At 42.0% G+C, this 22,298-nt stretch carries 25 protein-coding genes; 14 read left to right on the forward strand and 11 right to left on the reverse strand.

The annotated features are described in order from the left end of the window. Nucleotides 1–89 precede the first annotated feature (89 nt). On the reverse strand, nt 90–527 hold the full coding sequence (locus H4I94_RS00525; protein ID WP_092819398.1) for an RNA-binding S4 domain-containing protein: 438 nt from the start codon (nt 525–527) through the stop codon (nt 90–92). Continuing rightward, the gene (locus H4I94_RS00530) at nt 520–1,206 is read right to left on the reverse strand and encodes an HAD-IA family hydrolase (protein ID WP_261180946.1); all 687 of its coding nucleotides are present in this window, start codon (nt 1,204–1,206) and stop codon (nt 520–522) included. The genes H4I94_RS00525 and H4I94_RS00530 overlap by 8 nt, the downstream gene beginning before the upstream one ends. Before the next feature lie 13 nt (nt 1,207–1,219). Between H4I94_RS00530 and H4I94_RS00535 the strand changes: the two genes are divergently transcribed. Beyond that, nucleotides 1,220–2,074 carry a 3'(2'),5'-bisphosphate nucleotidase CysQ gene (locus H4I94_RS00535; protein WP_261180947.1) on the forward strand — a complete coding sequence of 285 codons (855 nt, stop codon included), beginning with the start codon at nt 1,220–1,222 and terminating at the stop codon, nt 2,072–2,074. Nucleotides 2,075–2,132: 58 nt separating this feature from the next. After that, the gene (locus tag H4I94_RS00540) at nt 2,133–2,876 is read left to right on the forward strand and encodes a histidine phosphatase family protein (RefSeq protein WP_131274028.1); all 744 of its coding nucleotides are present in this window, start codon (nt 2,133–2,135) and stop codon (nt 2,874–2,876) included. 181 nt (nt 2,877–3,057) lie between these two features. Here H4I94_RS00540 and rpsT read toward each other — a convergent pair whose 3' ends face one another. Beyond that, nucleotides 3,058–3,324 (reverse strand): 30S ribosomal protein S20, encoded by a 267-nt coding sequence (rpsT, locus tag H4I94_RS00545; protein ID WP_039622003.1) that lies wholly within the window; start codon nt 3,322–3,324, stop codon nt 3,058–3,060. A 215-nt stretch (nt 3,325–3,539) separates the two neighbouring features. On the opposite strand from rpsT, the gene H4I94_RS00550 reads away from it, so the two are divergent. The 5 genes from H4I94_RS00550 to H4I94_RS00570 all read left to right on the forward strand — a co-directional run bounded on the left by H4I94_RS00550 (nt 3,540) and on the right by H4I94_RS00570 (nt 8,405). After that, entirely contained in the window at nt 3,540–4,214 is a 675-nt protein-coding gene (locus H4I94_RS00550; RefSeq protein WP_092819402.1) for an NAD(P)H-binding protein, read from the forward strand. 3 nt (nt 4,215–4,217) lie between these two features. Then, nucleotides 4,218–4,730, forward strand: coding sequence for a ribonuclease E activity regulator RraA (gene rraA, locus H4I94_RS00555; RefSeq protein ID WP_092819403.1), 513 nt, complete (start codon nt 4,218–4,220; stop codon nt 4,728–4,730). Nucleotides 4,731–4,753: 23 nt separating this feature from the next. Continuing rightward, on the forward strand, nt 4,754–5,533 hold the full coding sequence (locus H4I94_RS00560) for a glutathione S-transferase N-terminal domain-containing protein (RefSeq protein WP_092819404.1): 780 nt from the start codon (nt 4,754–4,756) through the stop codon (nt 5,531–5,533). A 311-nt stretch (nt 5,534–5,844) separates the two neighbouring features. Continuing rightward, on the forward strand, nt 5,845–6,528 hold the full coding sequence (locus H4I94_RS00565; RefSeq protein ID WP_261180951.1) for a response regulator: 684 nt from the start codon (nt 5,845–5,847) through the stop codon (nt 6,526–6,528). Then, on the forward strand, nt 6,525–8,405 hold the full coding sequence (locus H4I94_RS00570) for an ATP-binding protein (protein ID WP_261180952.1): 1,881 nt from the start codon (nt 6,525–6,527) through the stop codon (nt 8,403–8,405). Before H4I94_RS00565 ends, H4I94_RS00570 begins: the two co-directional genes overlap by 4 nt. Nucleotides 8,406–8,642: 237 nt before the next feature. Here H4I94_RS00570 and H4I94_RS00575 read toward each other — a convergent pair whose 3' ends face one another. The 3 genes from H4I94_RS00575 to H4I94_RS00585 all read right to left on the reverse strand — a co-directional run bounded on the left by H4I94_RS00575 (nt 8,643) and on the right by H4I94_RS00585 (nt 11,035). Beyond that, nucleotides 8,643–9,812 (reverse strand): cupin domain-containing protein, encoded by a 1,170-nt coding sequence (locus H4I94_RS00575; protein ID WP_092819407.1) that lies wholly within the window; start codon nt 9,810–9,812, stop codon nt 8,643–8,645. Nucleotides 9,813–10,058: 246 nt separating this feature from the next. Next, nucleotides 10,059–10,652, reverse strand: coding sequence for a Maf family protein (locus H4I94_RS00580; protein WP_261180953.1), 594 nt, complete (start codon nt 10,650–10,652; stop codon nt 10,059–10,061). Next, on the reverse strand, nt 10,652–11,035 hold the full coding sequence (locus H4I94_RS00585) for a DUF2237 family protein (RefSeq protein WP_092819409.1): 384 nt from the start codon (nt 11,033–11,035) through the stop codon (nt 10,652–10,654). The genes H4I94_RS00580 and H4I94_RS00585 overlap by 1 nt, the downstream gene beginning before the upstream one ends. 141 nt (nt 11,036–11,176) lie before the next feature. Between H4I94_RS00585 and H4I94_RS00590 the strand changes: the two genes are divergently transcribed. The 4 genes from H4I94_RS00590 (at nt 11,177) to H4I94_RS00605 (ending at nt 14,905) form a co-directional block, all read left to right on the forward strand. Further along, nucleotides 11,177–12,364 carry a phosphoglycerate kinase gene (locus H4I94_RS00590; protein ID WP_261180954.1) on the forward strand — a complete coding sequence of 396 codons (1,188 nt, stop codon included), beginning with the start codon at nt 11,177–11,179 and terminating at the stop codon, nt 12,362–12,364. Between the two features lie 147 nt (nt 12,365–12,511). Next, nucleotides 12,512–12,784, forward strand: a complete 273-nt coding sequence (locus H4I94_RS00595; protein ID WP_131274020.1) for a hypothetical protein — start codon at nt 12,512–12,514, stop codon at nt 12,782–12,784. A gap of 122 nt (nt 12,785–12,906) precedes the next feature. Next, a complete protein-coding gene (fba, locus tag H4I94_RS00600) occupies nt 12,907–13,944 on the forward strand; it encodes a class II fructose-bisphosphate aldolase (protein WP_092819412.1) in 1,038 nt (345 codons plus the stop codon). Nucleotides 13,945–14,041: 97 nt separating this feature from the next. After that, on the forward strand, nt 14,042–14,905 hold the full coding sequence (locus H4I94_RS00605) for a DMT family transporter (protein WP_261180955.1): 864 nt from the start codon (nt 14,042–14,044) through the stop codon (nt 14,903–14,905). Nucleotides 14,906–15,254: 349 nt separating this feature from the next. Here H4I94_RS00605 and H4I94_RS00615 read toward each other — a convergent pair whose 3' ends face one another. Together H4I94_RS00615 and nfsB are read right to left on the reverse strand one after the other, a co-directional pair. Beyond that, nucleotides 15,255–15,425 (reverse strand): hypothetical protein, encoded by a 171-nt coding sequence (locus H4I94_RS00615; RefSeq protein WP_261180956.1) that lies wholly within the window; start codon nt 15,423–15,425, stop codon nt 15,255–15,257. A gap of 173 nt (nt 15,426–15,598) precedes the next feature. Beyond that, nucleotides 15,599–16,252 (reverse strand): oxygen-insensitive NAD(P)H nitroreductase, encoded by a 654-nt coding sequence (nfsB, locus tag H4I94_RS00620; RefSeq protein WP_131274015.1) that lies wholly within the window; start codon nt 16,250–16,252, stop codon nt 15,599–15,601. 265 nt (nt 16,253–16,517) lie between these two features. On the opposite strand from nfsB, the gene hpaI reads away from it, so the two are divergent. After that, entirely contained in the window at nt 16,518–17,315 is a 798-nt protein-coding gene (gene hpaI, locus H4I94_RS00625; protein ID WP_261180957.1) for a 4-hydroxy-2-oxoheptanedioate aldolase, read from the forward strand. 263 nt (nt 17,316–17,578) lie between these two features. Here the strand turns inward: hpaI and H4I94_RS00630 are convergent, their stop codons facing one another. Further along, complete coding sequence (locus tag H4I94_RS00630; protein ID WP_261180958.1) at nt 17,579–18,298, reverse strand: UDP-2,3-diacylglucosamine diphosphatase; 720 nt, start codon at nt 18,296–18,298, stop codon at nt 17,579–17,581. Nucleotides 18,299–18,448: 150 nt separating this feature from the next. Beyond that, the gene (locus H4I94_RS00635; RefSeq protein WP_261180959.1) at nt 18,449–18,958 is read right to left on the reverse strand and encodes a peptidylprolyl isomerase; all 510 of its coding nucleotides are present in this window, start codon (nt 18,956–18,958) and stop codon (nt 18,449–18,451) included. Between the two features lie 165 nt (nt 18,959–19,123). Here H4I94_RS00635 and H4I94_RS00640 point away from each other — a divergent pair, with 165 nt between their 5' ends. Continuing rightward, on the forward strand, nt 19,124–20,848 hold the full coding sequence (locus H4I94_RS00640) for a glutamine--tRNA ligase/YqeY domain fusion protein (RefSeq protein ID WP_261180960.1): 1,725 nt from the start codon (nt 19,124–19,126) through the stop codon (nt 20,846–20,848). A 255-nt stretch (nt 20,849–21,103) separates the two neighbouring features. Next, complete coding sequence (locus H4I94_RS00645) at nt 21,104–21,565, forward strand: SRPBCC domain-containing protein (protein ID WP_261180961.1); 462 nt, start codon at nt 21,104–21,106, stop codon at nt 21,563–21,565. A gap of 171 nt (nt 21,566–21,736) precedes the next feature. On the opposite strand, the gene H4I94_RS00650 is transcribed toward H4I94_RS00645, so the two are convergent. Further along, the gene (locus H4I94_RS00650; RefSeq protein WP_261180962.1) at nt 21,737–22,270 is read right to left on the reverse strand and encodes a lecithin retinol acyltransferase family protein; all 534 of its coding nucleotides are present in this window, start codon (nt 22,268–22,270) and stop codon (nt 21,737–21,739) included. Nucleotides 22,271–22,298 lie beyond the last annotated feature (28 nt).

The following is a 22,298-nucleotide window of genomic DNA, read 5'->3' on the forward strand; positions in this document are numbered from 1 at the left end:
CACCCAAGTATAGTGACAGATTCATTCCTTATGTACTATATCAATTCAGTCGAATGCGACAGAATGTGACGCTTAAATATCAACAGCTTCTAATCATGATATGACCAGTGCTGATCGAACTGCTGATCATTATCTTGTTTGAATTTACTGATTTGTCTTCGATCTTTTTTGCTCGGCCGATGTTCAGGTCGCGCTAGATTATGCAACTTTCTTTGGGTGGCAATCAACTCTCGTCTTGCAACGCTCACTTCGGTTTCTTCGTAAAGCTGCTGGGCAATCGGTGCGGCACCACGAACAGCGGATAAGGCCTTGATGACGACGGTTTTACGGTCAAAACCCTGCTGAATGGTGAGCTCCATTCCAACACGTACATCTTTGGAGACTTTAACCCGTTCGCCATTATGATGCACCTTGCCGCCTTCAATGGCAGCTTTGGATATTGAACGTGTTTTAAAAAAACGTGCTGCCCATAGCCATTTGTCAACACGCATACTTTCAACATGGTTCTGTTGAGAAGAATTAGGCATATTTTTTCAGATCCTCAGCTTGTTTTAAGATCACCATTAAATCGGTCAGCTCTTGTAAAATGGGATAGGAACTTTCAGTCCTTATTTCTTTTTGAGATGAGGGCTGGGCAATGGTAATTAAATGCTGGATACCAAATTTTTCTGCACCTTTGAGCACTTTTTCAGTGTCATCAATAAAATAGGCGTGTTCGACCTGAAAGGGGTGCAGTGAATGGAGTTTTTGCCAGAACTCGACGCACTCTTTGGCATAACCGATGGTTTCACTGCTGATAATGACATCGAAATAATGCGCGATTTGGGTCTGTTCGAGTTTAAATTTTAAACCTTCACAATCGGCATTGGTCGCTATCCAGCAGGCATAGCCGTGGGCTTTAAGATATTCCAGCAGTTCAATGCAACCTGGACGTAAAGCCACCTTGTGCTTAAATTCCTGTTGCAGGGCCAATGTATCCACCCCTACCTTTGCACTCCAGAAGCGTGTGGAATACCAATTTAAGGTATGATTGTGTTGCTGGTAAAACTGAAATAACGCTTGGGTACTCTGTTCGAGTGTACAGTTATGCTGTTCTGCATAGCGAATAGGAAGCTGATGATTCCAGATAAAATCATCGTAAGCAAGATCAAGAAGGGTACCATCCATATCAAAGATGATGGTGGGTTTTTCTGAATAATTCGGCATATGAAGGTAATCTATGTTTAAAGCGACCACGGCACCGCAAGATGCCTTGATTTTACAGTTGGTTCCCATTGTGACACAGGCATGTGAAATTTTGCGAGCAGAATATCAGGCCTATTGTGCGGGTAAAAATTTTGATGTGGAGCATAAGCAGGACCAGTCGCCAGTCACCCAGGCGGATTATCGGGTCAATGAATTTATCACCCGTGCATTAAAACAGACTTTTCCGCTCATCCCTTTATTGTCGGAAGAAGGCGACAATAGTCAGCGCAAGCAATGGCAAAACTTCTGGTTGCTCGATCCCCTGGATGGCACCAAAGAATTTCTGCATAAACGTCCTGAATTTACCATCAACCTGAGCCTGGTAGAAGGTGCCAATACCACCTTTGCGCTATTGGCTATACCGGGTGAGCAAAGCATATATTTTTGTCCCAAACAGGGCGTACCTTTAAAATTTGAAATCCAAACCCGGCAATGGCTGCACTATGTCGATGATTTGCCATCTAAAACTGTTCAGGTGGGTTTGAGTCAAAGTAGCCAGAACAAGCCCAGATATGCCGAATATCTGGACATCCTGAAACAGCAGGTCGATATTGTAGAGTTCAGGGCGGGAAGCGCCTATAAGTTTTGCATGATGCTGGAGGGGAAAGTCGATATGTATCCGCGTTTCCATCCGACCAGCGAGTGGGATACCAGTGCAGGGCAATGTCTGATTGAGCGTATCGGGGGCGGTCTGGTCGATTTTAAGGGCAGACCCTTTGTATATAATCAACGGGAAAGTTTGCTGAACGGTGGTTTTATCGCATTTCGTAATGTCGAGATGAAAAAATTGGCATTCCAGACCCTAGGACTTATGGCGAACATACATTGAGCTGATGCATTAACATGCTATAGTGTGCTATGTACCCATGTTTAATTTTGGCTGCTTCATGGCGTTAAATCTACTCCCTACAAGTATGCTGAAGGCACTCGATTTGCTGCCTGATGCCAAAACCCCTGTTACCCTGTTTACCCGTCATTCTATTCGTGAGGTCGTTACAGGGCAGGGTCTGGCTGGCTATGATTTGCAGTTAACCGAACAAGGCCGTGACTTGGCACAGGCGTGGGGAAGCTATTTAATTGATAATACGGACCGTAGCATCCAGCACTGCATTTCAAGTCCGATCCAGCGCTGTGTCGATACTGCTGCCTTAATGATTCAGGGTGCCGATACGAGTACGCTGGCACAAAATACCCATCATATTGAAATTGTCCAGCAAGGCTTGCTGGTCGAGCCGGGAAGTTTTGTGCTGGATATTAAACAGGCGGGGCCTTATTTTCAGAAACAGGGTGCTTTGGGCTTTATTAACAGTTTTGTCAATAATGCATTGCCTGGAATGAAACATCCGATTACCGGTGTGGTCGATGTGTTGGAGCTGATTTATAACACCCATCCGCAAGATCATTTTGGTTTAAGTCTGGCCGTGAGTCACGATACTATTTTGGCAGCCATTATTGCGGTGATTTCCGGTCGTAATACTGTTAGCCGGGAAGACTGGCCAAAAATGATGGAAGGCCTGTTTGTCTGGTTTGAAGGTGATGTATTTCTAGAATCCAAACTGAAATGGATTTGGCGTGGCCAAGTGAATGAGCTGTCGATTCGGGAGTTCCAGAACCTGGAAAAAATAAAATAAAACAGCATTGGCTTTAAAGAAATGCCATCTGGATTCTCTTCCTGAAAAAGTAACCTTAAAAAAACAGTTTTTAATAAGAGTTTTGAAGCACTTTATATTTTTATAATGCGCTATTTTTAGACTGAATAACTTTTTATGGGCGTAAAAAAAGCCCTAAACGGGCTTTTTTCAATGCAACAACTTAGTTAGCTAAAGCTTTAACTTGTGCATTCAAACGGCTCTTATGACGAGCAGCTTTGTTTTTATGGATGATACCTTTATCAGCCATACGGTCAATTACAGGAACCGCAGTTTTGTACGCTTCTGTAGCAGCAGCATAATCACCAGCAGCGATTGCAGCTACTGTGCGTTTAAGATAAGTACGAACCATAGAACGTAAGCTTGCGTTGTGTTTACGTGCTTTAACGTTTTGACGAGCACGTTTTTTAGCTTGAGCAGAGTTTGCCACTCGTGCACTCCTTGAATTAGATTGGTCTGGGCGGGCTGAAATTGCAACTGAAAACCTTCATCAGAAGAATTATCACCAGCCCGTAAACAAGTGCCATATTGTGATTAAACTATGGCGTTAAGTCAAGTCTTGACTTGATTCGGCAACATTTTAGATGCATAAAAAGTATAAAGAAACCGTTACATTAGTAATAACCTAAAGAGATTGCTTAAAAAATGACTAAATCGATTAAAAGTGCAATTGTGATTGGTGCAACAGGTTTGGTGGGACGGGAACTTTTGCAGCAGCTTAACCAGATACAAGACTGTGAAAAAATTACCGCTGTGGTTCGGCATGAAGATCCAAAGCTTAACAGCCTGAAAAAAGTACAGCAGTTTATACTGGAAGATTTTCTGTTACTGAACGATGAAGATGTAAATGGCTATAGCCATGCCTTCAGTTGTTTAGGCACGACACTAAAAAAGGCCGGTTCAAAACAGAATTTTTATATTATTGATTATGAAATCAATGCACATTTTGCCGATTTATTTGAATCGGCCCAGACCCACTATTTATTGATTAGTGCGCTAGGCGCAAATGCAAAATCCAGAATTTTTTACAATAAAGTCAAAGGTGAGCTGGAACAGCATATCCAGGGCTTAAATCTGGAATATGTGTCCATTCTGCGCCCGTCATTATTACTGGGTGAACGACCAGAACGACGCCTATTGGAAGATATGACGCAAAAGTTGTATCAAAAACTCTCGCATTGGGTTCCTGATACATTTAAATATAAGCCAGTGACAGCAGCGCAAGTGGCTCATACTATGGTCGAGGCTGCACAAACTCAAACTGAAAAGTTTGAAATTTATGATAATTTATGCATACAAAATTCCAAACGAGGGAAATAAAAAGTGTCTAATCCAGCATTCGTAACCTGTGATTTACTTGATGACAATCCAGAAAAAGAAATTCAGGTAGTCGCCCCATCAATGGATGGAAAATTCTTTAAAAGTTATGGCGCACGTAAAAGCTTTGGTGGTCAGGCAGTCACCGTAAAATGTTTTGAAGATAATTCACGTGTCAAAGAACTCCTCGCAACCGATGGTACCGGTAAAGTGCTTGTGGTAGACGGTGGAGCATCCATGCGCTGTGCCTTGATGGGCGATATGATTGCTGAATCAGCGGTTAAGAATCACTGGAATGGGGTGGTGATCTATGGCTGTGTACGGGATGTGGATGCCATTGCCGAACTGGATCTGGGTGTGCATGCATTGGCTGCAATTCCACAAAAAAGCAATCGCAAAGGCATAGGCGAAGTGGATTTAACTTTGTATTTTGGTGGTGTAAGCATCAGTTCTGGCGATTACATCTATGCTGACAACAATGGCATTGTGGTGGCAAAAGAAAAATTAGTCGATTTATAAAGATAGAGATACAAGGATAAAAAATGGTGAATCATCAAATGAAAGTGATACAGGCTTTAGCTTCATCTTTGACTGAAGGTGGACGTGGCGTGAGCGGTACTGCTTTTCCCAAGCAGCCAGAAAAATCGCTGAAACTTTATGAGTTTGAAGGTTCGCCATTTTGCCGTCGTGTGCGTGAAGTTTTAACTTTGTTAAATCTGGATTATGAGGTTTATCCTTGCCCGAAGGGTGGACAGAAATACCGGAAAATTGTCAAAGAAAAAGGTGGAAAAAACCGGTTTCCATTTTTTATCGATGAAAATACCGGGGTTCAGATGTATGAATCTCAGGACATTATCCATTATCTGTTTAAGCATTATGGCCGAACGGGAACCACACCGAAAAAATTTGCCCATTATCCTAAAATTCCTGTCGTAGCTTTAGCTGGAACCATTATTAATGGTGCACGCGGCGTCTGGATTAACCGGAAAATTAAAGATCGTGCAGCACCTGAGCAATTGTTGGAGTTATGGGGCTTTGAAGCCAGTCCTTTTACCCGTGTGGTACGAGCGGTATTAACCGAGCTCGAGCTGCCGTATGTTTACCATAATGTGGCTAAAGAGCGCTGGCAGGATATGGGACCGGCAGTACTGCGTTTAAAACCCGGAAAATATCAACCCTTAGCCGGTGGTAAACGTGAAAAGACTGTTGAAATTATGGGGCGAGATATTCAGGTTCCTTATTTGATTGATCCGAATACCGGGGTGAAAATGTTTGAGTCGGCACAAATTGTGAAATACTTAAACCAGCAATATGGTCACTAATCCAGCCCGAAATAATAAACCGCTCAAGCAGCGGTTTATTTTTGCCCTACAGCTGATTAAGTTAAGCTAAATTTAAAGTAAGTTATACCCTGTAACATAGTCAGAATATTGAATGAATCAATGATGGATCAATCATTGATTGAAACTTTAAAGTTTTTATTTTATGGTGTTTATTTAAACCGCTAGACAGTAGCATTGTAAATAAAATTGATGAATTATTAATATAAAAGTCATTAAATTACCTAGTTTTAGGGATATCGTTGAGATTGTTTTTTTCGTTATAGTCAGCGGTTATAACAGGGGGGTGGTGTGTGTCAGAATTAGAAACGATTTTACCCGTTCCAGTTTTAATTGTTGAAGATGAAGGACTGATTCAAGAACGGTTAAAAAATATATTGACAGAACTGGGCTATAGCAAAGAGATGCTCATTTTTGCCAAAAACTTGCAGCAGGCGTTTACCGAAATAGAGCAGCAACCTGTTTCCCTGGCTTTGGTAGATCTGGGGCTTCCTGACGGCAATGGCATAGAGCTGATTGAAAAGCTGCGTGCACTGGATAGCAATGCCATGATCTTGGTGATATCGGCCTGGAGTACTCAGGAAAGCTTATTTTCAGCAATCAAGGCAGGTGCGACAGGTTATGTCCTGAAAGAACGTGATGATGCAGAAGTACTGTTGTCTATTCGCAGTATCTTACGCGGCGGTGCACCAATTGACCCTTTTATTGCCCAAGAAATTTTAAAACAGATATCGGCTGCGATCATACCCCCAGCGGAAGATCAGAAAATCATAGATGCCGATATGGAACTGTTAACCGGCCGGGAAACGGAGATTTTGAATCTGGTGGCTCTAGGTATGAGTAACCGGGAAATTGCCGAACAGCTCTTTGTTTCTAAATATACGGTTGAAAGTCATATCAAGCATATTTACCGGAAATTGTCGGTGAGCAAAAGAACAAAAGCCGTCAGTGCAGCACGATCCTTAGGGATTTTATGAAACGATTGATTGTGCATTATTTTTTAATTTTTGTTCTTAGCCTGCTGAGTCAAGTCAGTCATGCGGAAAGAACTGAAAATATCAATGCACAATGTGCAGTGCACATTCATTCTATTGATACCGTTAAAACCAGTTCTGTCAGCATTTTACCCAAGCAAGGCTGGGAGTCTGTGGATTTACCCGATCAATGGAATAAGCGGTGGCCAAATTATAATGGCGGAGTCTGGTATAAGATTCAATGGAGCTGGTCATGTCAGAATCAGGCCAGACTTGCCGATCCGATTGCTTTTCTCATTCATTATATTAATTCTGCGGGTGCAGTTTATTTAAACGGTGATTTACTCTGGAAAGATAAGCATTTACAGGAGCCGCTGTCAAAAAGCTGGAATATGCCGCGTTACTGGGTTTTACCGATAGCAGGATTAAACAGCGGCGAAAATGAAATTTTAATTTATGTGAATGGCTTGGCTTTCCAGTCTCCGGGTATTGGCCAGATTTCTTTTAATAATGTACAAAACATTTACGAGTCATATCAAAGTCAGGTATGGAATCGTCGAACTTTATTTTTAATTAATCTCATTTTATCCATTACCTTTGGCGTGATCTGTTTTGTGATTTGGCTCTTGCGTCGAAAAGAGAGCACTTTTGGGTGGTTTGCCTTAAGTTCCTTTTTATGGGTGCTCTTTATTTCCAATATACTAAGCACAGAAACATTTCCCTATCCCAATGTATTAATTGCAGCACAGGCCAATTTGGCTTTTTTTGTTCTTTATGTCTTAAGTTTCTGTATTTATTTATTCAGGTTTATCCAGAAGTGCTTTATTAAAGTTGAGACGTTTTTTGGGGGAATGACGGGACTGATTATTGCAGGTATTTTCCTCACCCCACAGCAGTCCGTTTCCTGGGTTTTTGGACTGATATTTTTAATCTATGTTGGCGTACTTCTGAGTGGTTATTTATATGTCTGTTACCAAGCCATTCAATCGAAAAGAACAGATTATATCTTTTTGGCCATTTGCCTAAGCGCTATTGTCATTTTTATGATTTTTGACCTTTTATTATTATCCGGTGAGATTGTAACGGATATTCGACCATTATCTCCCTATACTGGACCGGTGATTACCTTTTTTATGGTGATTATATTAGGTTCAAGATTGGCCCGTAATGTTAAAAAAATTGAAACTTTTAATGCCCAGTTGGAAATGAAAGTTCAGCAGGTCAGTAATGATTTAAGCTCCAGTTTAAATGAAAAACATCAATTAGAGCTTAAAAATGTCAAGCTGCAAGAAAGAATCAATTTATCCCATGATTTGCATGATGGTTTGGGTGCATCATTGGTTCGCTCGATGATTTTAGTGGATCAAAGTACGCATAATATTTCTAACAAGCAATTTTTATCGATGCTTAAATTATTAAGGGATGATCTCCGACAAATTATCGATAGTGGTTCATCTGCGGATAATAAAATTCCAGTCAGTCCGGTATTGTGGGTGGCACCCGTTAGGCATCGTTTTAGTCAGCTTATGGATGAGCTGGATATCCGTTCTAAATGGATTTTCCCGCATGAATGGCAAGCCGTGCCGAGTGCTTTGCAGTGTCTCACTTTAATACGGGTACTGGAAGAAAGCCTGACCAATATTATTAAACATAGTCAGGCCAAGCAGGTAAAAATAGTGATGGTCTATATTCGGGAAAACCAGTTTATTTTGAGTATAGAAGATGACGGTGTCGGTTTTGATGCGGATAGTGTAGCGCAACAGGGATTAAGTATTGGCATGCGCAGTATGAAAATGCGTTTGGAGCGCATAGGGGCGGAATTGAAGTTATCTTCTGAGCCGGGTTGCACCATCATTCAGGCGATTGTTCAGCTGAAATAAGCAATTCAATTTTCCTTGATTTTTAGATAGCATTCGCTATGCCATCATTTTATAAAATCGGCAAAAAATTAGAATTTTTTCAGCGCTTTTACTTTTGATTTTTCCCAAATTAAATTAAAAAACGGGAATATGAATAATGATTTTTCTTTTGGGAACGGTGAGAAATTTTAATCTGTATATCTGAAATGCTGCAATATAAAATAAGGGGGGAAATGAATTTCCCCCCTTATGTGCTGTTTACTCTTCTTCTGCGGCAGGTAACAGCATCAGAATGGATTCATTGAGCAAATTCACAATGTCTTCCAGCATGTCTGGATCATACAGATTTTCATCCAGCAATACTGAACCGCCATCCGCCAACTGTTTTAAAATTGGGGAAAAAGCTTCAGAAATACAAATGCCTTCACCATTGGCCCAGAACAGCAGTTCACCTTCAGCTTCAGTATAGAGCAGGCGAGATGCCGGCTCGAGCATGAGTGAATAGCCCTGATCCAACGCTTCTTCCAGGTCACCTGTACCAATGGCTTCCGCCTCTGGAATATTTTCAGGATATTTTGGTTCTGACATCAGGCTCATCAGGGCATCTTCAAGCACGGCCGGATTTTGCAATTGCGCCAAAAGTTCAGTTTTTAAGTACTCAAGTTCATTCTGTGTGATTTGACCAATCGGGCTGATTTTGTCACGCAGAATGTCTTTTAACGGGTTCTTGAGCAATTGATCAGCAGCAAATTTATCACTGACACGATCCATCATTTCTGCCACGTTCGGCATGCGGAAACCGAAAGAGAAGGTCAGGCAGTCATCTTCCGCTACGCCGTAGTGCGATAAACCCGGTGGTACGTATAGCAAATCACCCGGGGCAAGCACCTCATCAAAATTGACGTCCATGTCCGGGAGTAACTTTAAAGGTTGCCCTTCAACGAATTCAGTTTCGGCATCACACATTTGTCCCAGTTGCCAACGACGGTGGCCGTAACCCTGTACAAGGAACACATCATAAAAATCGAAGTGTTTACCGACAGAACCTCCTTTTTGTGCATATGACACCATGATGTCATCGCGACGCCACTGCGGGATAAAAGGAAATTTCTTCCACAGTTCTGCCAGATCAAATGAATAATGATCTACCGCCTGAACCAGTAGGGTCCAGAGTTTTGGCATCTTCTGGAAGTCTGCCTTAATCAAAGGTGAAGATTTGACTGACCATTGGTTTGGATCTTTATCTTTTTGCTTGATGAGGCGTGCGGTAATGTTTTCATCTAACGCCAGTTCCATGACATCATCAGGGACTAAAATATTTTCAATTTCAGGAAGTGCGTTACGAACAAGGAGAGGTTTTTTTTGCCAATATTCGGCAAGGAATTGTTCGGCAGTGATGCCGCCGAGTACATCTAGAGGCTGGGACATAAGATAAAAGCACCTATAAATTTATGCTTATTGTCTATGGAGTTGCAGGTGAGAGCAAGTTGTAAATCAGTTGGCAAGACTTCTTGTACTGTGTTACGGGAGTGAAATCATGGGAGAAGTTTTTGTTGATAATAGCGCAATGCTAGCTATGAATCCTGGACAGGAAAAGTTTGAACAAGGAGGGTGGAACCCTCAAATAAGCCAACCTTTCAAGTCATGGAAAGATTGGCCTAAGCAGAATTAGGGTTAAGGCACCAGCACATTCAACTGACGCAGGATATGACAAAGCTGAATCATCGGCATACCCATCAAAGTGGTTTGATCTTGTCCGGTCATTTGTTCGAACAGACTAATGCCGAGGCTTTCACACTTAAAACTGCCTGCACACATTAAAGGTTGATCGACTTCAATATAACGCTCAATTTCAGCATGACCGAGTTTACGGAACTTGACCTTGTAGTGTTCAACCAGCGTTTTTTCAAAGCCAGTGGACTGCTGTTGCACACTTAATGCGGTACTGAAATAAACGATTTTGTCCGAATTGGCCTGTAACTGCTTGATCGCTTTTTCTACGGTCAACGGTTTGCCAATAAAGATATCGGGTGCACCTTCACGCCAGGCCACCTGATCGGAACCAATCACAATAGCATCGGGATATTGTTCGGCAATAATGTTGGCCTTTTCAAAAGCCAGTCGTTTGGCCAGTTCATCTGCATGGTCTTCACCACGAGGGGATTCATCGATATCTGGCACCATACATTGATAATCAATACGAAGACGATTCATCAGATCTTTACGGGTTTGACTGCTTGAAGCCAAAATAATTTTGGGAGTACTCATTACACTGCATATTCCATAAGCACATCAAGCGGAACATATGAGAGCACAGCCTGATGGCAAGCTTGTATTTTAATAGGCGGAGCAATACCAGCCTGATACGCTTCAACCCAACGGGTCACACAAATGCACCAGAAATCCCCCGGTTCTAGACCTGGAAAATCAACCTCCGGAAGAGGTGTGATCAGGTCATTACCTACTTTTTGCGAAAAATTCAGAAACTCAGCGGTCATTTGTGCACACATTGTATGCTGACCGAGATCTGTGGTGGACGTATGACAAAAGCCGTTACGAAAATAGCCGGTAATAGGAGAGTAGCAACAGCTTGCCAAGGGTTCGCCTAACACGTTCAAGCGATTGATATTTGGATCTGGGTGAATAGACATAAGTTCTAAATCATTATGTGGCTTTTGACTATGATAATCAAAACTTTGTCTTTCGACAGCTTTTCTGCAAAAGATGCTAACCTTTTTCTACATAATCATTTAAAATCGGGGCGTTTTTTATATCTATAAAGTGAGCTATACATGAACTTTCAGCGTATGACTGACCTGGATTTGGCAGGTAAGCGTGTACTAATTCGTGAAGATTTAAACGTTCCTGTTAAAAACGGTGTAATTACCAGTGATGCACGTTTACGCGCAGCATTACCAACCATTAAAGCGGCTGTGGAAAAAGGTGCAGCAGTGATGGTTTATTCACACCTTGGTCGTCCAGTTGAAGGTGAACCAAAACCTGAACAGTCTTTGGCGCCAGTTGCAGCGTACTTAACTGAAGCTTTGGGCCAGGAAGTCAAACTTTTCACTGATTATTTAGATGGTGTTGAAGTTGCAGCAGGTCAAGTGGTATTGCTTGAAAACTGCCGTTTCAATGTAGGTGAAAAGAAAAACAACCCTGAACTTGCACAAAAATATGCAGCACTTTGCGATGTATTTGTGATGGATGCGTTCGGTACTGCACACCGTGCAGAAGCTTCAACTGAAGGCGTGGCACGTTTTGCAAAAGTCGCAGCAGCGGGTCCTTTACTTGCAGCAGAACTGGATGCTTTAGGCCGTGCACTTAAAACCCCTGAAAAACCAATGGTTGCTATTGTTGCGGGTTCTAAAGTGTCAACTAAGCTTGACGTACTCACTTCACTTTCAGACATTTGCGATCAAATTATCGTAGGTGGCGGTATTGCCAATACTTTCCTGGCTGCGGCTGGTTATAACGTGGGTAAATCACTGTGCGAAAATGATTTGATTGATACTGCAAAAGCCATTGCAGCAAAAGTTTCTGTACCGCTTCCAACTGACGTTGTGGTTGCAGATGCTTCTGAAATCAACTTCGACGACTTCCTGGGTTCATTGGCTGCGGCTAAAGCCGTTGTGAAAAAAGTTGAAGATGTTGCAGACAACGACATGATTTTAGACGTGGGTCCGGAAACTGCAAAAGCATTTGCTGAAATTCTGAAAACCTCTAAAACGATTCTCTGGAATGGTCCTGTTGGCGTATTTGAAGTAGATCAGTTTGGTGAAGGCACTAAGGCACTCTCTTCAGCAATTGCAGAATCTGACGGTTTCTCAATTGCAGGTGGTGGCGATACTTTAGCGGCGATCGATAAATACAACGTTGCAGACCAGATTGGCTATATCTCTACTGGTGGTGGTGCATTCCTTGAATTTGTTGAAGGTAAAACACTTCCGGCGGTTGCTGTGCTTTTAGAACGTGCTTAATACATTCTTTTAAAAATAGAAAAGGTTGGCTTCGGTCAGCCTTTTTTCATTCCTCTTTCACTTCAGTGATTCATTTTTTAGTCATAAAAATGCAATATAACTGCAATAAAATTCCTTTCATTAAATCTCCTGTGGTAGGAAAATCTGATGAATTTAAAATTAACACTTGCAGCACTTGTGATTTTACCTTTGGCTTTGACTGCCTGTGCCAAAAAAGATGAAGCACCTAAAACTGAAACTGCCGCTTCTGCAGCAGCGGATGAGCAAATCACACCAGAACAGCAAAAAGCGATTGATGCACTGGATAAGCCTGTCCTGGATGAAAAAAATACCGATGTACCTGCTGAAGTGGCAAATGCACCAGCAGATGAAGCGACTGCCGCTACCGATGAAGCTGCTTCTACAGCAACTGCACAGTAAGTTTGTGTTTTTTGATCTAAAAGTCCCTGCATAAGCAGGGATTTTTTTTGAAATAGTGTGTTTAGTTGCTGAATTGAAACCTGAGTCCATGTAGAATATGGCGCATTACCTGGGAGGATATTATGGCTCTAATCTCAATGCGCCAGCTCTTGGATCACGCTGCAGAACACAACTACGGCGTACCAGCGTTCAACGTAAACAATTTAGAACAAATGCGTGCAATTATGTTGGCCGCAGACGAAACAAATTCACCTGTCATTGTGCAGGCATCCGCGGGTGCCCGTAAATATGCAGGTGCTCCATTCTTACGTCACCTGATTTTAGCTGCGATTGAAGAATGGCCACACATTCCAGTGGTAATGCATCAAGACCACGGTACAAGTCCTGACGTATGTCAACGTTCTATCCAATTGGGCTTCTCATCTGTCATGATGGACGGTTCTTTGGGTGAAGATGGCAAAACCCCAACTTCATACGAATACAACGTAGACGTGACTCGCCGTACTGTTCAAATGGCACATGCCTGTGGCGTTTCGGTTGAAGGTGAAATTGGCTGCCTGGGTAGCCTTGAAACCGGTATGGCGGGTGAAGAAGATGGCGTAGGCGCAGAAGGCGTACTTGACCATTCTCAACTGCTGACTTCTGTAGAAGAAGCACGTTCTTTTGTTGCCGATACCGATGTAGATGCCTTGGCGATTGCGGTAGGTACTTCACACGGTGCTTACAAATTCACGCGTCCACCTACAGGCGACATCCTGGCGATTGACCGTATTAAAGAAATTCATGCGGCATTACCAAATACCCACCTTGTCATGCACGGTTCAAGCTCTGTGCCACAAGAATGGTTGGCTGTAATCAATGAATTTGGCGGCGACATCAAAGAAACTTATGGTGTGCCTGTTGAACAACTGGTTGAAGCAATCAAACACGGTGTTCGTAAAATCAATATCGATACGGACTTGCGTTTGGCATCGACTGGTGCAATGCGCCGTATGATGGCTGAAAAACCAAGCGAATTCGATCCACGTAAATTCTTTGCAGAAACTATTGTTGCAATGAAACAAATCTGTGTAGATCGTTATACAGCGTTTGGTACTGCAGGTCATGCAGACAAGATTCGTCCAATTTCTTTAGAGAAAATGGTCAGTCGTTATAAATAATCCATAAAGATTATCTATAATCAAAAGCCCACATCAATTGTGGGCTTTTCTGTATCTAATTGCTAAAGCATGATAAATAGGGGAAATAAGGCAAAAGATGGAACTTATATTGGCTGCAGCATGCTGTAGTGTGGTCATCTCAATTTTGTTGAAATTATGCAAGGCCAAAGGTTTTGATGTCTTGCAGATGATTGTCTGGAACTATGCGTCCGCAAGTGTACTCTGTTTTTTATGGTTTAAGCCCGATTTACAGCATATATCAGTCATTGATACGCCGTGGTGGCTGATTGTGGTGCTGGGTATGCTATTGCCGAGTATTTTCCTGTGCTTGGCGAAATCACTGCAATATGCCGGTATTATCAAAACGGAAATTGCCCAGCGTTTATCGGTGGTGTTATCCCTGCTGGCAGCATTCTTTATTTTTCAGGAACAGTTTAATGGCTTGAAAATCCTCGGGATCGGATTGGGAGTTTCGGCCGTACTCAGTATTTTATTTTCACATCAAACGGCAGCGCAAGGGCAGCCATTTTCAAAGCAAGGCTTGCTCTATCTGACCTTGGTCTGGTGTGGTTATGCACTGATTGATGTGCTGCTCAAGTACACCACGGGTCTGGGGGTGCAGTTTGCCGTGGCACTAAACTTGATGTTTATCTGTGCCTTTATTCTGTCATTGGCTTATATTGCCATGACCACGAAAACAGCAGGCAGTAGTCAAAATATTCTGGCTGGATTGGGGCTGGGAATCTTAAATTTTGCCAATATAGCCCTGTATGTCAAGGCACACATGTTATTAAAAGACACGCCTGCAATTGTGTTTGCAGGCATGAATATTCTGGTAGTGATCTTGGGTGCTTTCAGTGGCTTAATGCTATTTAAAGAAAAATTGAAACTTGCAACAGCATTCGGTCTGGCTTTAGGTTTGGTAAGTGTTATTTGCTTAGCTTATGCCATGTCTGTCTGATATAACTCGATACAAAAATGAAAGGATGCTGCAGAAAATCTTGCTTTTCTGCCAGACCCAATAATAAGCCATTTTGATGACAGACAGGGCAGGCAGGATAGTGATGATTTTCTTGCTGATAAAGCTGAAGATAATATTGCTGGCAATGAGGACACTCAAATTTCATTGGCATGGAGATAAATAAAGACATGCGGAACCTCTTAAAAATTTTAATCGTTATAAATAGGTTTAAAGCAAAAAGCAGACCATAAAATCGTCAGCAAAAAAATGAAAATCAAAATATACAGCACATTTCAATGCGCTGTATTTTCAGGGTTTTAATATTTATAAAATAAGGACATCGAATCAATCACGAGTGTTGAAAGCGCTGTAAGGTATCTTTCCAATAGTAGTTGGCCAGAACAACAGGATGTTTGAATAGATCTTGCATTTCAATTGTGCCCTGAAGTTGACCGGGTTGCTGACAATGCGGGCATTTAGGATAAGAGGTCAAAATGGCATTTGGGCTGTATTTCTGCATGTAAACCGTTTGGCAAGAGGGACATTCAAATTTTATCGGCATTTTGATAGCTGGAAGCATAGTAGGGACTACCGTTTATTTTTTTGCCAATATACCTGAGTCCTGTTGCAAAAATAAGTCCCGAAATGACATGGAAGGGGCTTATAAGCCCCTTTTATTGTAATTTTTTTTAATCACAGCTTGGTGAAAATTTCTTCACGGCTCAGACGTGACTTGGGTAATTGAGCGTTGAAATCATTTTCGCTACGGTAACCCAGGGTCATAATCACCGACGGAATTAAACCTTTTTCATCTAATTCCAATTCCTGGCGGATGATCTGTTCATCAAATCCGCCAATAGGCGTGGCATCAACCCCTTCAATACCTGCGGCCAGCAGTAGTTGACCTAGCGCAATAAAGGTCTGATTCTCTGCCCAGCGCTGAATATCACCTTTTTCATTACGGTAATAATCCACATATCCGCTGCGGCTGTCTTTTTGTCCCTGTTTGGCTTTTTCATCTTTAAAACGGCCACTGACATCATCCTGAGTAAGCAGGGTATCTAAATGCTGTTCACTGATATCTGCTTTGGTACAGAACAGAATGGTGTGAGAAGAATCTAAGACTTTAGGTGCATTATAAGCATATTTACCCACTAAAGCCTTGGCAATGCGCTCTTTGGCAGCTTGATGATCGGCAATAAAAAAATGCCAGGGTTGAATATTGATGGAGGATGGCGTGAGACGCAGAATTTCCAGTAAACGTTCAAATTGTTCCTGTGGAATTTTTTTGGAAGCATCATATGCTTTGGTGGTGTAACGTGTTTTTGAAATGTTTAATAAATCCATGAGTGACATTTCCACTATTAAATTTTTAATGATTTTACCTGATTCCTGGCTGAAATGGCTTGGAAGAATTTTTAGATAATTTATATCCTGAGATAAAGTATCCTAAGATAAAGAATGCCGGTATTGATGGTGACATAGAATAAAAACTTAATAAAATGAATTATTAATAGCTATATACAATGATAAAATACGAAATCTATATTGGTACTTTTTGTTAAATCACGTTTAATCGAATAATTACATCGCCTGTAGACCGAGTCAGACAATGATAGATGATACAAACCATTTTAAAAGAAGATTAAAAACCCAACAGCAGATTGGCTTATGGGTGGGTTTGGCAGATGCTTATGGAACTGAAATTGCGGCCAATGCGGGCTATGACTGGTTGCTGATTGACGGTGAACATGCACCGAGCGATTTAAGAACCACACTCTCTCAATTGCAAAGTATTGCGGCTTATTCTTCACAAGCCGTGGTGCGTCCACCCATTGGCAGCGTACAGCTGATTAAGCAGCTTTTGGATATCGGTGCGCAGACCTTACTCATTCCTATGGTGGAAACGGTTGAGCAGGCTGAACTGATGGTCAAAGCGGTACGTTATCCGCCAGAAGGAATTCGTGGCGTGGGAGCGGCACTGGCACGTGCGACGCGCTGGAACAGCATTCCTGACTATTATGCCAAAGCACATGAAAATATTTGCCTGCTGATTCAGATTGAATCGGTAACAGGCTTAGAAAATCTGGATGATATTTTAAAAGTGGATGGCATTGATGGCGTGTTTATTGGCGCTGTAGATTTGTCTGCGACCATGGGATATCAGGGTAATCCGAATCATCCGGAAGTACAAAAAGCCGTAATAGATGCCATTCAATGCATTCGGGCATCAGGTAAAGCAGCGGGAATTCTATCGACTGCGCATGAAGTGACGCAAAAATATATTGATTTGGGTACCGAGTTTGTTGCGGTGGGTGTAGATACCAGTGTCTTGATGAACTCTCTGCGTGAACTTTTAGCCAAATACAAAGATGGTACTGAAGTGGTTAAATCTGAAGGTGGCTATTAATTTTTAATATTTTATATCGGCTTCTAAATTGTACCTGAGGGACTCCTATCAGCGGTAATTGTAAGGTCAGGAGTTCTCTGGGTGCTTTTTTGGTTTTGCCTTGAAAAGTATTGCCTTTTGAGACCCAAGGCATTTGTCATTCACAAAACCGGTTTTACTTTTGGTCAGCTAAATTTTTTCATCGCAGAAACATCACAGCGTAGTTCCCGACAGATTGTGAATGACATAGTCGAGGGATAAAAGCTGATAATGGAAATTTATATCTAATAAGCCCAAGTCTTTAATTCTAATTTTACATTTTTTTGTTCAGGATTGATCTCTAAAATCTGTGTTGAATGTTCATGCCAGTCTCCCAGCACAATCCGTTTTTTACCATGAATATCATGTATTGCAGGACGATGTGTATGACCATGAATTAATACGTCAACATGCTCTAAGGCAACGTTCACCGCGAACTGATTTACATCCATAATGTCATAAGATTTGACTTGCTTGGTTTCAGCACTTTTTTTACGGAAACCATTGGCCAGTTTTTGCCGAAAACTTAAAGGCATACGTTTTAAAAAACCTAACAGCAATGGATTGCGAATGATCTTGCGGAATTTTTGGTAAGACACATCATCGGTGCAGAGCAGGTCGCCATGTTCTAAACGGTATGTGGTGTCGGATATTTTTAAAATGGCGGGCTCAGACAGCAATCTGCCATGGAATTGTTTTAAGAATTTTTTGCCTAAAGCAAAATCACGGTTGCCAGCCTGAAAATATACCTGATTGCCGGCCTGATGAAACTTTTGCAGGGCATGGACAATGTCATCCAGCCAGGGCGCAGTGTAGTCATCGCCAATCCAGGCATTAAACCAGTCACCCAAAATATAGAGCTGGGTATTTTTATCTTTATAACTGTCCAATAAATCCAAAAACCCCCGAACGAGTCGAGGGTGTTCAGGTGACAAATGTAAATCAGAGATAAACAGATAGGTCACTTATTTTCCTTTTTATAGAATCCCTCCTGAGGAACAACGTTCCGCAAGTCCCTTTACAAAAGGGAGGAGTACCCATTTCAAAAATTAGGTTTTATTCCAACTTTTTAGGGTAAAAAGTCCCTCTTTTATAAAGAGGGATTTAGGGAGATTTTATTCAGCAATGATTTTTGCAGATTCAATCACAACGTTCTCTAGAGGAACGTCAGCGTGGTAACCACGGTTACCTGTGCGAACGCTTTTGATTTCATTCACGACATCCATACCTTCAACCACTTTACCAAATACGGCATAACCCCAACCTTGAGCTGTTTTACCCGTGTGGTTAAGGAAAGCGTTGTTTTTCACGTTAATGAAGAACTGCGCAGAAGCAGAGTGAGGAGCTTGGGTACGCGCCATAGCGATTGTACCTTCGTCATTGCTTAGACCGTTGTCTGCTTCGTTTTCAATTGAATCACGCGTTGCTTTTTCTTTGAAATTTTCATCCATGCCACCGCCCTGGATCATGAAACCGTCAATAACACGGTGGAAAATTACGCCATCATAAAAACCATCACGAACATATTCCAAAAAGTTAGCAACAGTTTTAGGTGCTTTTTCTGAGTTAAGTTCAAGAACAATACGTCCTTTATTGGTGTTTAATTCGACTTGAGGAAAACTCATTCTATAATCTCCTGATCATGGACAAAAAAGCCATGGGTTTTTGGTTGAGAGAAGCATAAGCAAACTGTAAACTACAAGGCAAGCAAAAACGTTATTTTCTTTGTTAAAAATGGAGAAAAGCGTTTTAATTATCCTATTTTATCTTATAGAAGTGATTTATCAACTATGAAGCCGAATGATGTTGTTTCATCCCTGCCAAATAACCCGACAACAAGTACTCAACCTGTCGATGCTGCGCAGCAAGAACAACAGCCTGGCTTAGATTTTGTACGCCAGGTCATTACTGATGATTTGGCAGCAGGCCGTACCCAGCAAGTGATCACGCGTTTCCCGCCGGAACCGAATGGTTATCTGCATATTGGTCATGTGAAAGCGATTTGTTTGAACTTCGGTATTGCGCAAGAATTTGACGGTTTATGTAACTTGCGTTTTGACGATACCAACCCGGACGCAGAAGAACAAGAATATGTGGATGGTATTGCCAACGACGTAAAATGGCTCGGTTTTAACTGGAATGGTGAACCTCGCTATGCATCAAGCTATTTCGATCAACTGTACACATGGGCAGTGCAACTGATTGAACAGGGCGATGCCTATGTAGATTTGCAAACACCGGAAGAAATCAAGTTAAACCGCGGTTCATTTGTAGAACCGGGCAAAAATTCTCCATTCCGTGACGCGACTGTAGAAGAAAACCTGGCGCGTTTTGAACAAATGCGTAATGGCGAGCTGGGCGAAGGTCAGGCAGTACTGCGTGCCAAAATTGATATGGCATCTCCAAACGTACATATGCGTGATCCAATCATGTACCGGGTATTGCACTCTGAACATCATCAGACGGGTGATAAATGGAAAATGTACCCGATGTATGACTATGCGCATCCATTATCCGATGCCATTGAAGGTGTGACTCACTCTTTATGTACCCTGGAATTCCAGGATCACCGCCCATTCTATGACTGGATTGTGGAGAAAGTGAAATCTCCTGCAGTTCCGCATCAGTACGAATCAAGCCGTTTAAATGTGGACTACACCATTACCTCTAAACGTAAATTACGAAAACTGGTAGAAGGTGGCTTTGTACAAGGCTGGGATGACCCACGTATGCCAACAGTAGTGGGTATGCGCCGTCGTGGTTTCACGCCTGAAGGCCTGCGTGATTTCTGTAAACGTGTGGGTGTGTCTAAGTCTGATGGTATTGTTGATGTGGCAATGCTGGAATACTGCATCCGTCAGTCTTTGGAAAATACTGCTGCACGTGGTATGGCGGTGTTAAATCCACTGAAAGTGACTTTAACCAACTTGCCTGCAGATATGGACTTGACTCATGCACGTCATCCAAATGTTGACATGGGCGACCGTATTATTCCATTAACGTCTGAAATCTACATTGACCGTAAAGACTTTGAAGAAGTACCACCTAAAGGCTTTAAACGTTTAATTCCACAAGGTGAAGTGCGTTTACGTCATGCCTACGTGATTAAATGTGATGAAGTGATTAAAGATGCCAACGGCGAAGTGGTTGAACTGAAATGTTCAATTGACCCTGAAACTTTAGGCAAGAACCCTGAAGGCCGTAAAGTAAAAGGCGTAGTACATTGGGTTTCTGCAACTAAGGGTGTTCCTGCTGAAGTTCGAGTTTATGACCGTCTGTTTACTGAATCTGATCCAGAAGTGGGTGATGACTTCCTTGCCAACTTGAATCCTGACTCATTACAAACAGTTCAAGCGGTGATTGAACCTGCACTGGCTGAAGCGAAGCCTGAAGATCGTTTCCAGTTTGAACGCGAAGGTTATTTCGTGGCAGATCAATATGATCACACAGCAGCGAAACCAGTGTTTAACCGTATTCTGGACTTAAAAGACAGCTTTAAGCCTAAGCAAGGATAAGCAAAACACTGTTTTGCCCGAGCGCAAGAGATGAAGCTGTGCTTCATTTGTGATGCAGTTGAAATGTAATCGAAATCAATGTTCCAAAAGCCCAACTTCGGTTGGGCTTTTTAATTTGAGCCAAACCCCTGTTTTTGTCTGTAGTTGCTTTATTGTGTGATCTTATTAACCAGCACTGTTTATTCTCCGCGAAATAATATTCAATAAGTAAGTAACGATGGCTATCACTAAAACAACAAGCTGAGGGGAATAAAAATGAGCGTTGTCATAGAAACCCAAATGTTAATTCGAAAACCGGTTGCAGAGGTATTCAATGCCTTTGTTGAGCCTGAAATTACCAGCAAGTTCTGGTTTACTTCATCTACCGGACACTTGATTGAAAATTCAACGGTAGACTGGTATTGGGAAAAGTATGAAGTCACAACCAGTGTTTATGTAGAGCAGCTGATTAATAATGAACTGATCCAGATTATCTGGGGCGAGCCCAAGAGCACGGTAGATTTTATTTTTGAGAAAATCACGGAACAAGAAACTTATCTGCGCATTCGCAATTATGACATTTCTCTGGAAGGCTCAGACTTAATTGCTTTTGTGATTGAGCAAACAGGCGGTTTCACCACTGTGCTGGATGGCTGCAAAGCTTATCTGGAATATGGAGCGCAGCTAAATCTGGTCAATGACAAGTTTCCGCCCTTTGTTGAAATGGGGGTGATCTAAACCTGCTAATCAACTGTTATTGATGGGTGGTTCGTTGCTATGCAGATGGGGCAGATAGAGCAGATGGGGTATATGGAGAAGTCATTTCCTTGAAGTTAAAACTGGCTAAAAGATCTGGATGTCTATGGGTAATTTAAATTTTATCCTGCAATGAGAAACAAGCCGGTGCAATCACTGCTTGGGATTCTGTTCTTTTAACCAGAGATAATGCGGAATCCGTTTTTTTGCCTTATCACGTAACTTTTTCTTGATGTACAGCACCAATGCAAAACAGGTGGTGGTGAGGGTCAGCAACATGCTGTTCATAAAACTCATGAGTGAGCTGACATAACCAATCGTGGTTAAACGGTTCATCATGTGGATGACTTGAGGGCTGCTTTCTACACCGGTAATGGCCCAGGTACATAAGTGTTCGCAATTGTTAATAATCAGATGATACTGGTTTTCTTTCATGCGCGAACGCATGCGCCGTACCACTTTACGACCCTTGAATTTGGGATTGTCATATTGCTGGACGATGATGGCTTTACCAAAGCTGAACTTTTCCAGTGAAGTAATCTCAATGGGACGCTTCTTAAATAAATGTGCAAAACCAGAATAATGAATGACCCGGCCACGGCCTGCGTAAATGCCGTGATGGGAATATCCAAAATGTTTAACAATAAGATGTGCCCCTAAAGGAAATCGTGTTTTCTGCTGTTGCATGTAGACGTATAGCCAATAAAGTTACAAA

It is taken from the genome of Acinetobacter sp. T_3_1 (genome assembly GCF_025377055.1).
GTDB lineage: Bacteria > Pseudomonadota > Gammaproteobacteria > Pseudomonadales > Moraxellaceae > Acinetobacter > Acinetobacter kookii.

Coding starts and splice junctions, on each gene's coding strand:
- H4I94_RS00525 (WP_092819398.1), bottom strand. CDS start 527: ATGCCTAATTCTTCTCAACAGAACCATGTTGAAAGTATGCGTGTTGAC.
- H4I94_RS00530 (WP_261180946.1), bottom strand. CDS start 1,206: ATGCCGAATTATTCAGAAAAACCCACCATCATCTTTGATATGGATGGT.
- H4I94_RS00535 (WP_261180947.1), top strand. CDS start 1,220: ATGTTTAAAGCGACCACGGCACCGCAAGATGCCTTGATTTTACAGTTG.
- H4I94_RS00540 (WP_131274028.1), top strand. CDS start 2,133: ATGGCGTTAAATCTACTCCCTACAAGTATGCTGAAGGCACTCGATTTG.
- H4I94_RS00550 (WP_092819402.1), top strand. CDS start 3,540: ATGACTAAATCGATTAAAAGTGCAATTGTGATTGGTGCAACAGGTTTG.
- H4I94_RS00560 (WP_092819404.1), top strand. CDS start 4,754: ATGGTGAATCATCAAATGAAAGTGATACAGGCTTTAGCTTCATCTTTG.
- H4I94_RS00570 (WP_261180952.1), top strand. CDS start 6,525: ATGAAACGATTGATTGTGCATTATTTTTTAATTTTTGTTCTTAGCCTG.
- H4I94_RS00575 (WP_092819407.1), bottom strand. CDS start 9,812: ATGTCCCAGCCTCTAGATGTACTCGGCGGCATCACTGCCGAACAATTC.
- H4I94_RS00580 (WP_261180953.1), bottom strand. CDS start 10,652: ATGAGTACTCCCAAAATTATTTTGGCTTCAAGCAGTCAAACCCGTAAA.
- H4I94_RS00585 (WP_092819409.1), bottom strand. CDS start 11,035: ATGTCTATTCACCCAGATCCAAATATCAATCGCTTGAACGTGTTAGGC.
- H4I94_RS00590 (WP_261180954.1), top strand. CDS start 11,177: ATGAACTTTCAGCGTATGACTGACCTGGATTTGGCAGGTAAGCGTGTA.
- H4I94_RS00595 (WP_131274020.1), top strand. CDS start 12,512: ATGAATTTAAAATTAACACTTGCAGCACTTGTGATTTTACCTTTGGCT.
- fba (WP_092819412.1), top strand. CDS start 12,907: ATGGCTCTAATCTCAATGCGCCAGCTCTTGGATCACGCTGCAGAACAC.
- H4I94_RS00605 (WP_261180955.1), top strand. CDS start 14,042: ATGGAACTTATATTGGCTGCAGCATGCTGTAGTGTGGTCATCTCAATT.
- H4I94_RS00615 (WP_261180956.1), bottom strand. CDS start 15,425: ATGCAGAAATACAGCCCAAATGCCATTTTGACCTCTTATCCTAAATGC.
- nfsB (WP_131274015.1), bottom strand. CDS start 16,252: ATGGATTTATTAAACATTTCAAAAACACGTTACACCACCAAAGCATAT.
- hpaI (WP_261180957.1), top strand. CDS start 16,518: ATGATAGATGATACAAACCATTTTAAAAGAAGATTAAAAACCCAACAG.
- H4I94_RS00635 (WP_261180959.1), bottom strand. CDS start 18,958: ATGAGTTTTCCTCAAGTCGAATTAAACACCAATAAAGGACGTATTGTT.
- H4I94_RS00640 (WP_261180960.1), top strand. CDS start 19,124: ATGAAGCCGAATGATGTTGTTTCATCCCTGCCAAATAACCCGACAACA.
- H4I94_RS00645 (WP_261180961.1), top strand. CDS start 21,104: ATGAGCGTTGTCATAGAAACCCAAATGTTAATTCGAAAACCGGTTGCA.
- H4I94_RS00650 (WP_261180962.1), bottom strand. CDS start 22,270: ATGCAACAGCAGAAAACACGATTTCCTTTAGGGGCACATCTTATTGTT.